The 7,497-nt window shown below is 41.6% G+C and carries 6 protein-coding genes; 5 read left to right on the top strand and 1 reads right to left on the bottom strand.

Going from position 1 to position 7,497, the window contains the following annotated elements; genetic code table 11:
• Positions 1-366 precede the first annotated feature (366 nt).
• The 5 genes from BM278_RS12110 (at position 367) to BM278_RS12090 (ending at position 5,455) form a co-directional block, all read left to right on the top strand.
• Positions 367-1,563: an RNA-guided endonuclease InsQ/TnpB family protein gene (locus BM278_RS12110; protein ID WP_090950052.1), complete on the top strand. Its 1,197-nt coding sequence runs from the start codon at positions 367-369 to the stop codon at positions 1,561-1,563.
• 89 nt (positions 1,564-1,652) lie between these two features.
• Positions 1,653-2,519 carry a DNA-3-methyladenine glycosylase family protein gene (locus BM278_RS12105; RefSeq protein ID WP_090950050.1) on the top strand — a complete coding sequence of 289 codons (867 nt, stop codon included), beginning with the start codon at positions 1,653-1,655 and terminating at the stop codon, positions 2,517-2,519.
• A 13-nt stretch (positions 2,520-2,532) separates the two neighbouring features.
• A complete protein-coding gene (rlmD, locus tag BM278_RS12100; RefSeq protein ID WP_090950049.1) occupies positions 2,533-3,912 on the top strand; it encodes a 23S rRNA (uracil(1939)-C(5))-methyltransferase RlmD in 1,380 nt (459 codons plus the stop codon).
• A gap of 325 nt (positions 3,913-4,237) precedes the next feature.
• Positions 4,238-4,687 (top strand): GNAT family N-acetyltransferase, encoded by a 450-nt coding sequence (locus BM278_RS12095; RefSeq protein WP_090950047.1) that lies wholly within the window; start codon positions 4,238-4,240, stop codon positions 4,685-4,687.
• Between the two features lie 150 nt (positions 4,688-4,837).
• Complete coding sequence (locus BM278_RS12090; RefSeq protein ID WP_244151154.1) at positions 4,838-5,455, top strand: GNAT family N-acetyltransferase; 618 nt, start codon at positions 4,838-4,840, stop codon at positions 5,453-5,455.
• A gap of 279 nt (positions 5,456-5,734) precedes the next feature.
• On the opposite strand, the gene BM278_RS12085 is transcribed toward BM278_RS12090, so the two are convergent.
• The gene (locus tag BM278_RS12085; RefSeq protein WP_090950044.1) at positions 5,735-7,255 is read right to left on the bottom strand and encodes an acetyl-CoA hydrolase/transferase family protein; all 1,521 of its coding nucleotides are present in this window, start codon (positions 7,253-7,255) and stop codon (positions 5,735-5,737) included.
• Between the last annotated feature and the right edge of the window lie 242 nt (positions 7,256-7,497).

Raw genomic sequence — 7,497 nt, 5'->3', positions numbered from 1 at the left:
CTAGACAACAAGGATGACACGGAGAAGCTGGCGCGATATCATCCATTCGACCTTGAGTCCCTAAAGGAGCATAGCCGGCCTCTGCCTGATGACTAGACCGAACGAAGGAATGTAGGCACAAGGATGCCAAGAGACATGGGAGGGTTCGTCATCATCAGCGATGCAGAGATCCACGGTGCATCCCATACGCTTCCCCCACTACAACCAAATTTAACCAGTAGTGACCGCGAAGCGTACCCACCCAATGTAAGATATACACATATTTAAGAAATAATGTTAGGAACTTTGTCGAAAAATATTTTTTTGACACCTCTGAAACGGCTACAACCGTTGATATATCAACATTTATAGAGGGAGGTGGAATAATTGTTTGTTACAAGAGTAGAGCAACATCAAATTAAACGAACACACCCATTGTGGCAAATGTGTGACAATTTATGTTTTAAATCAAAGAATTTATATAATTATGCTAATTATATTATACGGCAAGAATTTGTAAATCATCATAAATGGGTTCGATATAATTCATTAGATAAAATGTTAAAGCAAGAAGCGGTTTATAAAGAGTTGCCTGCACAAACATCACAACAAATATTAAGATTGCTAGATAAGAATTGGAAGTCATTTTTTCAAGCAATGAAAGAATGGAGTAAAAATAACAAATATTTAGGTAAACCAAAGTTGCCTAAATATAAAAAGAAGAATGGCCGTAATATTGTAATATTTACTAATCAACAATGCAAAATGAAAGATGGATATATTAAGTTTCCTAAAACTGATTTAAAACTAAAAACAAAAGTTGCCGAAGGGCTGCAACAAGTTAGAATTATTCCTAAAGGAAGTATTTACATAATTGAAATTGTTTATAAAAAAGAAATTCCAGACATGATTCATGAAAGTAATCGTGTTGTAGGTATTGATTTAGGATTAGATAACTTTGCAACTATGGTAAATAACATCGGTGAAACACCGATTGTTATGAATGGCAAAGGGATCAAATCCATCAATCAATACTACAACAAACAAAAAGCGTATTTTCAAAGTATTTTAAAGAAACAAAATGGATTAGATTGGAGTAAAAGATTAGAAAGGTTGACACTTAAACGAAACAATAAGATGAAAGATTTTATGCATAAAGCAAGCAGATATGTTGTGAATTGGTGTGTTGAGCGTCGCATTGATACGGTTATTATTGGTAAAAATAATCATTGGAAACAAGAAATTCATTTAGGAAAACGATTAAATCAATCATTTGTGCAAATTCCTTATGATATGTTTATTCAACAATTGCAATATAAATGTGAAGAAGTTGGAATCAAGGTTATATTAACAGATGAATCATATACAAGTGGAACCTCATTTTTAGATGGCGAAACTCCGACAAAAGAGAATTACGATAAAAGTAGAAGAATCAAACGTGGTTTGTTTAAAAGTAATACAGGAATTTTGATCAATGCAGATGTGAATGCTGCTTATCAAATTATTAAGAAAGTATCTCCAAATGCGTTTGCAAATGGAGTAGAGGGTGTGGGGTTACACCCTGTTAAGCTAAATGTGGCTTAACAAAGAATAATGTTTAATGAAAGATTTTAACATGTTTGAATAAATTAAACATTATTCGTAACCTTAACGACGATAAAAAGGTGATCGTTATGTGGCAACAGCAAGTGTATGTCACCCCGCCGTATGATTTTGCCCATGCGTTGGAGCGGCTTGCGCTCGATCCGCTTATATCGGTGGACATCGCGCAACAGAAAGTCGTTGTTCCGCTTTATATACAGAATGAGCCAATCGCTGTGACGGTCGAAAGCGTCGGGACAAAGGATGAACCGAGTTTTCTTGTGACAGCGCCATATCCGGAACGAAAAAATGAAATGCTGGAGCGGATTTCCCATCTGTTTCAATGGAATACGCCGCTTGCCCCGATTCATGAACATTTTCAGCGGACCGAATTGCAGCCGCTTTTTGCCGAATATGAAGGAATGCCGCTTATTTTAGATTTTGACCTTTATTTTTGTTTAATGAAATGCCTTATTCACCAGCAGTTAAATTTGAAAGTTGCTTACCGCCTGACAGAGCGGTTTGTAAAAACGTTCGGGACGCAAATCGATGGCGTTTGGTTTTATCCGCGTCCGGAAGACATTGCCGCGCTTTCTTATGATGAACTGAAACAGCTGCAGTTAAGCGGGCGAAAAGCGGAGTATATCATTGATACATCGCGGCTCATTGCCGAAGGGAAGCTGTCATTGGAGGAACTCGCGCGCAAAAGCGAAGCCGAAGTGATGGATGCATTGTTATCGATTCGCGGCATCGGCCCATGGACGGTAGAAAATTTCCTTCTGTTTGGGCTTGGAAAACGAAATGTGTTTCCAAAAGCGGACATCGGTTTGCAGCGGGCGGTTCAGCGCCTCCTTGGTCTTTCGGAAAGGCCGTCGGCCAAACAAATGGAAGAGCTAAGCAAGCGCTGGGAGCCGTATTTAAGCTACGCGTCGCTATATTTATGGAGAAGCATCGAATGAGGAGTGGCAAACGATGACGAAGAAGACAATCACCATCAAGAAAGGACAACAGTTTCCGCTGACGATTAAACGGCTCGGCATCAATGGAGAAGGAGTCGGCTATTTTAAAAAGCAAGTGGTATTCGTCTCCGGCGCGCTCCCGGGAGAGGAAGTCGTCGTGGAAGCGACGGACATTCACCCGAAATACGCGGAAGCGAAAATCAAAAAAATCCGCAAGCGCTCCCCGCACCGCGTCACACCAAGATGCCCTGTCTACGAACAGTGCGGCGGCTGCCAGCTCCAGCACTTGGATTATGAAGCGCAACTTCGCGAAAAACGCGATATTGTTATTCAGGCGCTCGAGCGGCATTGCCGGCTGCCGGTGGAAGCGCTGGAAATCCGCCCGACGATCGGGATGGATGACCCGTGGCATTATCGCAATAAAAGCCAATTTCAAGTCGGCGTGAAAAAAGGAGAGGTCATCGCCGGTTTGTATGGCTTGAATTCCCATCAGCTCATCGATATTTCCGAATGCCTCATCCAGCACCCGGCTACGAACCGCGTGACCAACATGGTGAAAATGATTCTCCAAGATTTGCGCATTCCGATTTACAACGAGCGGACGCAAACAGGGCTTGTCCGCACGATCGTCGCAAGGGTCGGGTTTCATACGGGGGATGTGCAGCTTGTGCTTATTACTACAAAAAAAGAAATCCCTCGAAAAGAACTGCTCATCGCCGAAATAAAGCGGCGCCTTCCGGAAGTAAAGTCGATCGTGCAAAATATTAACGGACAAAAAACGTCGCTCATTTTCGGAGAAGAATCGCTGCTTTTAGAAGGAGAAGAATACATTCAAGAAGTGTTAGGGGATTTATCGTTCGAACTGTCAGCGCGCGCGTTTTTCCAGTTGAATCCGGTGCAAACGGTAAAACTGTACGACGAAGTGAAAAAGGCAGCCGCTTTAACGGGGACGGAAAAAGTCGTCGATGCCTATTGCGGCGTCGGCACGATCGGGCTTTGGCTCGCCAAAGACGCCGGTGAAATCCGCGGGATGGATGTCATTCCCGAAGCGATTGAAGATGCCAAAAAAAATGCGAAAAAACACGGATTTGCCAACGCAACGTACGTTGTCGGCAAGGCGGAAGCATTGCTTCCAAAATGGGTGAAGGAAGGCTGGAAACCCGATGTTATCATCGTTGACCCGCCGCGCACCGGCTGTGACAGCAAGCTCTTGCAAACGATTCTCCTCGTCCAGCCGAAAACGGTTGTGTACGTCTCGTGCAACCCGTCCAGCCTCGCGCGCGATGTCGATGTGCTAGCAGAGCGTTACCATGTCGACTACATCCAGCCTGTCGATATGTTTCCACATACCGCCCATGTGGAAAGCGTGGCGCGATTAACGTTGAATTTGTAGAGCATAAATCAACTCCTTGCGAAAATAAAAAACTTATGCCAAGCACTAAAGCGCGCAAAAGGAAGGTGGGGAAGACGGGAAAGGTTTGTCCCTCAAGATTTTCCCCTATCCTTATTGCGCGGCTTTATTTTTTAGGATTTGGGTGTAACAGCTTGGAGAACCGATGGAAAAACGGAAACAACAAAAGATAGTTTTAAAATAAATATTCATAAAAATTGAAGTTATGATATAATTCGATAAAATTTGTATTCTATTTTTTAACTTTTTATGGAAGGATTTTGAATTTACGTTATGGAAATCTATCAATAAAAAGGGAGTGGATAATGTGGGAACAACTTCAACTTTATTATTCAAAGAGCTTCGAACGAAAGAAGAAATTTTAGCTGGATTTTCGGTAATGAAGCATTTACGAACCCATCTTGATGAAAATTCATACCTTGAGTTGGTGCTTGAAGCGCAACAGAAGGAAGGATATCGATTAGTTGCTCTTTATGATCATGGTAAGATGGTGGCCATTACAGGATTTATGCCTATGATTACTTTATACAATGGCCGCTTCATTTGGGTTTGCGATTTAGTTACAGCACCAAGTGAGCGATCAAAAGGATACGGTGAGAAACTTTTATCGTATGTACATCAATGGGCGAAAGAGAACGGGTATAGTATTGTTTCTTTGTCTTCTGGCTTGCAGCGTGTTGACGCACATCGTTTTTATGAAGAAAAAATGCAATACGATAAAGTAAGCTACGTATTCTTGAAAAGATTATTAAAGTAACAACAAAAGCTGCCTTCCATTTAATGCGCTATTATGATGGCAAATACTATGATTCCATTTGGATAGGTATTCTTCGAGAGGACGAGATGGGTTTAAAAAGAGTAGTCCTTTGTTCAATATTCAATTCCTGTGAAAGAACGAATTAACCTTTTGTCTGCAGTACAGTTTATTTTTCCGTCAGGGATAAAAAAGCATCTTTTAGAGGGGGGTTCTATGGGAGAGATACAAGCAAGGCAATTTATGGCGAAGAACGGCAAACAATTTGTCGTAAGAACTGCTTTGCCCAATGATGCCGATAAAGTGGTGGATTTTATTAGAACGGTCCTTGGCGAAGCGCCTTATTTACTTACAACTGAAGCGGAGTTTAAGGCAACAGGCGAGCAGCAAAAACAATTGTTGCAGCAAATGCTTGATGACGATGGAAAACTGGCAATTTTAGCGGAGTATGATGGGGAAATCATTGGATTTTTAGATTTTCATAATGGGCATAGGCTGCGAACGAAACATCAAGGTTCTTTTGGCATGAGTGTGAAAAAAGATTTCAGAAACCAAGGGGTAGGGAAAGCATTGTTAACGATGCTATTAGATTGGGCCAAGGAAAACCCTTTAATTGAAAAAGTTTGCCTGGAAGTAGCCGCAGACAATACGAACGCCCTTCGCTTATACAGAAATTTTGGATTTGTCGAAGAAGGGGTTAAAACAAAAGCGATGAAGATAGATGAACAAACTTATGATGACTTAATTTTAATGGCTTATTTTGTCGATTAGTTTAGATAATGTTCTCTATGGTGATGTATTTTTGCATTTAAAGCGATTTTTTTGACTTCCCCCATCTGCGATAGTTAGTAGAAATTTCCATCCCTTTCGGCAAAGCGGGGATATTATGGGGGAGCATGGTTTGCTTGTTATTTGGTATTTTTAAACTTTCGAAATGAATAAATAATAAAAGCAGGAGGTGAAAAAATGGGGTGGATTATATTAATCGTGGGAGTGTGTACAATTTACTGAAAGGGGTATCCTTGTGAAGGTACCCCGCTTTTTTATTTCTTAGGTTTGCAGTTGATATTGTGGCTCTATCATTGTTCCGTATTTTTCATAATTGACATGCCAAGCGAACGCTTTTTCAAGAACGTGTGGTGTGTGGCCGCCACGCTTAAGCGCTTCGTTGAAATATTCGCGTAAATGCGGGCGGTAATCCGGATGTGCGCAATTTTCAATGATAAGAGGAGCGCGCTCGATTGGCGCTAGCCCACGAAGATCGGCATATCCATATTCTGTGATGATCACATCAACGTCATGTTCGGTATGGTCCACGTGTGATACGAATGGAACGATGCTGGAAATTGCCCCGTTTTTTGCAATTGATTTTGTCACGAAAATCGTAAGGCGCGCGTTGCGGGCGAAGTCGCCTGAACCACCGATGCCGTTCATCATGTTCGTGCCGCGAACGTGCGTAGAATTAACGTTTCCATATATATCCGCTTCCAAGGCGGTGTTAATGGAAATGAGTCCGAGGCGGCGAATGATTTCCGGATGATTAGAAATTTCTTGAGGACGAAGGATAAGTTTGCCTCGGTAAGCATCTAAATTGGAATACACTTGTTTCATTTTGTTTTGCGACAAAGTAATGGAACAGCCGGAAGCGAACCGGACTTTTCCTGCATCAATGAGATCAAACATGGCATCTTGAAGAACTTCTGAATAAACTTCCAAATTGGAAAATTCTGAATCTAATAAACCGTAAAGGACGGCGTTCGCAACAGAACCAATGCCTGCTTGAATCGGCGCTAAATGTTCGGAAAGTCGCCCTGCTGCCACTTCTTTTCGGAGAAAATGGATTAAATGATTCGCTATTGCAGCCGTTTCCGCATCTGGAGGTACAATCGTCGATGGCGAATCAGGCTGGTTTGTCAAAACGATTCCAATAATTTTATCCTCATCCACTGGAATGCCAATCGTTCCGATTCGATCGTCTACTTTTGTCAAAGGTATCGGGTTTCGTTCTCCTTGTTTGCCGGCTTCGTAAATGTCATGAAGTCCTTTCAGTGCTTGTGGTTGGGCTGTGTTCAATTCGATGATGACGTGTCGCGCTTTGTTCACGAAGATCGATGAATTTCCTACAGAAGTAGAAGGAATAATCATTCCGTCTTCAGTTATTGAAATCGCTTCCACAATCGCGAAATCGATGGGATTTAATACGTCTGAACGCACTAATTCCGCCGTATGTGATAAATGTTGATCAACAAACAAAATTTCTCTTTCGTTAATTTTTTTGCGCATTACAGAATCGGCTTGGAACGGAAGACGTTTGTTGACGATTCCTGCTTCTGCCATCATTTTGTCCACGTCCGAGCCTAGTGAAGCGCCTGTATACACGTTTACTTTTAAAGGTTGTTGTTTCGCTTTTTCGATCAATGCATAAGGGACTGCCTTGGCGTCGCCAGCGCGAGTAAATCCGCTTAGGCCGAGCGTCATACCGTCTTTTATCCATGAAGCAGCTGTTTCCGCCGTTACAATTCGGTTTCTTAAACGAGGATTGGCGATGAATTCGGAAATGTATTTATCCAATGCCTATCTCACCTCACTGTTTTTTTAAAATATTCTAGCAATTAGCTTGTAAAAAATCATTCAAAATGGAATAAAAGGGCTTTCTTTGTAAATAAAAAAGAATTTTTGCTACGTAAACAAGAAAAAATAGAAATCTATTCGTGGTAAAAATGAATAGGTGGCAGATCAACAGTGCGTAGGTTGCTAAACATAAATGAAATAAATAAAGAGCCCACTTTGCGTGAGCTCTTGGCGAAAAGAAA

It is taken from the genome of Parageobacillus thermantarcticus (genome assembly GCF_900111865.1).
GTDB classification, from domain to species: Bacteria; Bacillota; Bacilli; order Bacillales; family Anoxybacillaceae; genus Parageobacillus; species Parageobacillus thermantarcticus.
This window is presented reverse-complemented; position numbering and strand designations above follow the sequence as displayed.

Coding starts and splice junctions, on each gene's coding strand:
- BM278_RS12105 (WP_090950050.1), top strand. CDS start 1,653: ATGTGGCAACAGCAAGTGTATGTCACCCCGCCGTATGATTTTGCCCAT.
- rlmD (WP_090950049.1), top strand. CDS start 2,533: ATGACGAAGAAGACAATCACCATCAAGAAAGGACAACAGTTTCCGCTG.